Raw genomic sequence first — 3,170 nt, 5'->3', positions numbered from 1 at the left:
GCACCCCCCTTATCAAGGGGGGCAGGGGGGATCGAACCCAAAATCTATCTTCAATTTAATTATAACTACTTACTTAGAAATGCCTAAATATCAGACCAGTCTCCTAAAAATATGAACTATCGCCCTAATCCCCTCTTAAACCGACGTAGCTTGCTGAAATTAGCAGCCCTAGCCGGAGGAAGTGCCGGACTAGCTACCCTTCTCTCCTCTCGACTCAGTTACTCTGCCAACTCAAATAAGCCCAATTCCGAGAACATAGGCGCAATAGACGAATTTTTGCGGCAAGTTCGCCCAGTAGATTCGCAAAATCTCCAGTGGACAGAATATAGCTTTGAAACAGTCACAGTCGATCGTCAAGGGCAAATTATCGATCGCCGTCAGGGTAGCGCTCGCTCCTGGCGCGAACCCCTAGGCAACGGCAGCGAACTAGAAATGGTGGCCATTCCGGGGGGCAGTTTTCGACGAGGCTCGAAAAATGAAGAAAGAGGCGACCATACTGGCAGTGAAAAACCAGAAAATTCCGTGACGACGGCGGCCTTTTTTCTGAGCAAATACCCGATCACCCAAGCACAGTGGCGAGCGATCGCCCAACTTCCGAAAATTAATCTCGAACTCAACCCGGCGCCCTCCTTTTTCCAAGGGGATAACTTGCCTGTTGAAAGAGTCTCCTGGTACGAGGCGATCGAATTTTGTCAAAGACTCTCCCGATCCACCGGCAAAGATTACCGACTAGCGAGTGAATCACGCTGGGAATACGCCTGTCGCGCCGGTACAACCACCCCCTTTTACTGCGGGGAAACCCTCACCAGCGAGCGCGCCAATTACTTTGCCGTCTATGATCCCTACGCGGAAGAACCCAGCAGCGCCTATCTGGCCAGGACTACCCCGGTGGGTAGTTTCGCCCCCAATAATTTCGGTCTCTACGATATGCACGGCAACGTGGGCGAATGGTGCGCCGATAGCTGGCACCGCAATTACGAGGGAACCCCGCCCCTGGATGGTAGTGCTTGGTTAGACAGGGATACTCGCTTGCAGCCCCGTTATCGTTCCGCCCGTTTAGTGCGAGGGGGCAGTTGGGGCGATGAAGCAAGACACCTACGCAGTGCCAATCGCACCTTTTGCCTTCCCGATCAACACCACAGCGTCTTGGGTTTACGAGTCATGGCCGATAGTACCGGTTAATCAATGCTTGTGTCCGCCCAAGAGACGACAAAGGTATGGTTCAATAGGGTAGGTTGCCAAAAGACCAAAAGTATTTAGAATCTTCTGCCGTTGTCAGTGCGTCTGTAGCTAAATCAACCGCGAGTGAGGTCAAATTTTTCATGAAGGTACAGCAGTCTCATCTTTTCTTAACTCCCCCCAGAGGAGATCTACAGGTACCTTTATCTCCTCCTCCCCCGGACGACGGCAACCTAGAAGAAGAAAAAAATTATCCTCTCAGCCTGTCTCTAGTCATTCCCACCTACAATGAACGGCAAAATATCGTTCAATTAGTCAACATTCTCAGTCAAATACTTGACCAGGCCCTTGCCAACGATTACGAACTGATCGTTGTCGATGATAATAGTCCCGATCGCACTTGGGAAGTCGCCGCATCTTTAATCCCTGAATATCCCCACCTGCGAGTGCTGCGCCGGGAGGGAGAAAAAGGCCTATCCTCGGCAGTGGTGAGGGGGTGGCAAGTGGCACGGGGCAACATCCTTGGGGTCATCGATGCCGATTTACAGCACCCCCCAGAAGTGTTACTAAAATTATTCGAGCAAACCAGAGCCGGAGCCGATCTCGCCCTGGCTAGTCGCCATGTGGAAGGGGGTGGAGTCAGCGAATGGAGTCTAACTCGACGCTTCCTCTCCCGGGGGGCGCAGCTGTTGGGATTAGTCATTCTGCCTAATGTGGTGGGACGGGTATCGGATCCGATGAGTGGCTATTTCATGGTTAATCGACAAGCGATCGCAGGGCCGATCTTAAACCCGATGGGCTATAAAATTCTCCTCGAAGTTATCGGCCGCGGCAATATCAACCAGATCGCCGAAGTGGGTTACGTTTTCCAAGAGCGTCAAGACGGCGAAAGCAAAGTCACCTGGCAACAATACATCGAATATATCCTGCACCTGCTGAAATTGCGTTCCCGCGGTCGTTTCGGTGGTCTGAAAAGACGTTGGCAATTCCCCCTCGCTCGCTTTCTTCGCTTTAGTTTAGTCGGGTTTAGTGGCGTATTCGTCGATATGGCTATATTTTATCTCCTCAGCGATCCCACTACCCTCGCTTGGGGAGTAACTCGCAGTAAGATTATCGCCGCCGAGGTGGCCATTATTAATAATTTTCTTTGGAACGATCGCTGGACTTTTGGCGATTTGTCCACCGGCCAAAATCAGTGGCAGCAGCGTTGCAAACGTTTTCTGAAATTTAATCTTATTTGTTTGGCCGGTTTGATCCTCAACGTGCTGCTCTTAAACTTTTTCTTCAATGTCTTACATATTAATCGCTATCTTGCTAACTTAATAGCGATCGCTATAGTTACCGTTTGGAACTTCTGGATGAATTTAAAACTCAGTTGGCGCGTGACGGAGGTTAAACCCGAAAAGTCCGGCAAGCCATAGGAAAGCCTGGGAAAACTTGCCCTCTAGTCCTGCAAACCCTTTTTAACTCTCGTTCAACCGCTGGCAGCCTTAATTTTTGGGACTTAAAAGCGGCCCAAGGTCAACAGGAAACCGATTACTGGGGATTAAGTCTCAAAGAGGGGATGGAATGGCTTGATCAAAATGCCGATGACTTTGCTTGGGCAAAGGCCGCCGATCCCGATTATTATGCTTTCCCCCATTGTCCGACAATTCACGCCGTCCAACGCCAGGACACCCCCCTAACCATCATTAAACGTTGTCGTCAGCCATGATCGAAATGACTGCTATTCCGCCGATTTCCTTGCAAAACTACCGTATCGCTGCGATTATTCCCTGTCACAACGAAGAACTAACGATCGCTAAAGTTGTCTCCCAATTCCAAACTTTTTTGCCAGAAGCGGCAATTTATGTCTATAACAACCGCTCTAGCGATGATACCGTGACGGAGGCACTGAAAGCCGGGGCGATCGTTCGTCAGGAAACCCAGCCGGGAAAAGGCAATGTTGTCCGGCGAATGTTTGCCGATATCGAGGCCGATATTTATATTCT

3 protein-coding genes and 1 pseudogene are annotated in these 3,170 nt (G+C 50.3%); all 4 read left to right on the top strand.

What is annotated here, in order from left to right:
* The first annotated feature begins 111 nt into the window (after positions 1-111).
* Entirely contained in the window at positions 112-1,182 is a 1,071-nt protein-coding gene (locus IQ242_RS20700) for a formylglycine-generating enzyme family protein (RefSeq protein ID WP_193961248.1), read from the top strand.
* Between the two features lie 140 nt (positions 1,183-1,322).
* Positions 1,323-2,600 carry a glycosyltransferase gene (locus tag IQ242_RS20695; RefSeq protein WP_193961247.1) on the top strand — a complete coding sequence of 426 codons (1,278 nt, stop codon included), beginning with the start codon at positions 1,323-1,325 and terminating at the stop codon, positions 2,598-2,600.
* Positions 2,601-2,743: 143 nt separating this feature from the next.
* Positions 2,744-2,893 carry a hypothetical protein gene (locus tag IQ242_RS20690; protein WP_193961246.1) on the top strand — a complete coding sequence of 50 codons (150 nt, stop codon included), beginning with the start codon at positions 2,744-2,746 and terminating at the stop codon, positions 2,891-2,893.
* A pseudogene (locus IQ242_RS20685) lies at positions 2,890-3,170 on the top strand (glycosyl transferase); the annotation flags it as partial. The gene IQ242_RS20690 and the pseudogene IQ242_RS20685, both read left to right, overlap by 4 nt.

The organism is Microcystis sp. LEGE 08355 (assembly GCF_015207185.1).
In the GTDB taxonomy this organism is placed as follows: domain Bacteria; phylum Cyanobacteriota; class Cyanobacteriia; order Cyanobacteriales; family Microcystaceae; genus Microcystis; species Microcystis panniformis.
This window is presented reverse-complemented; position numbering and strand designations above follow the sequence as displayed.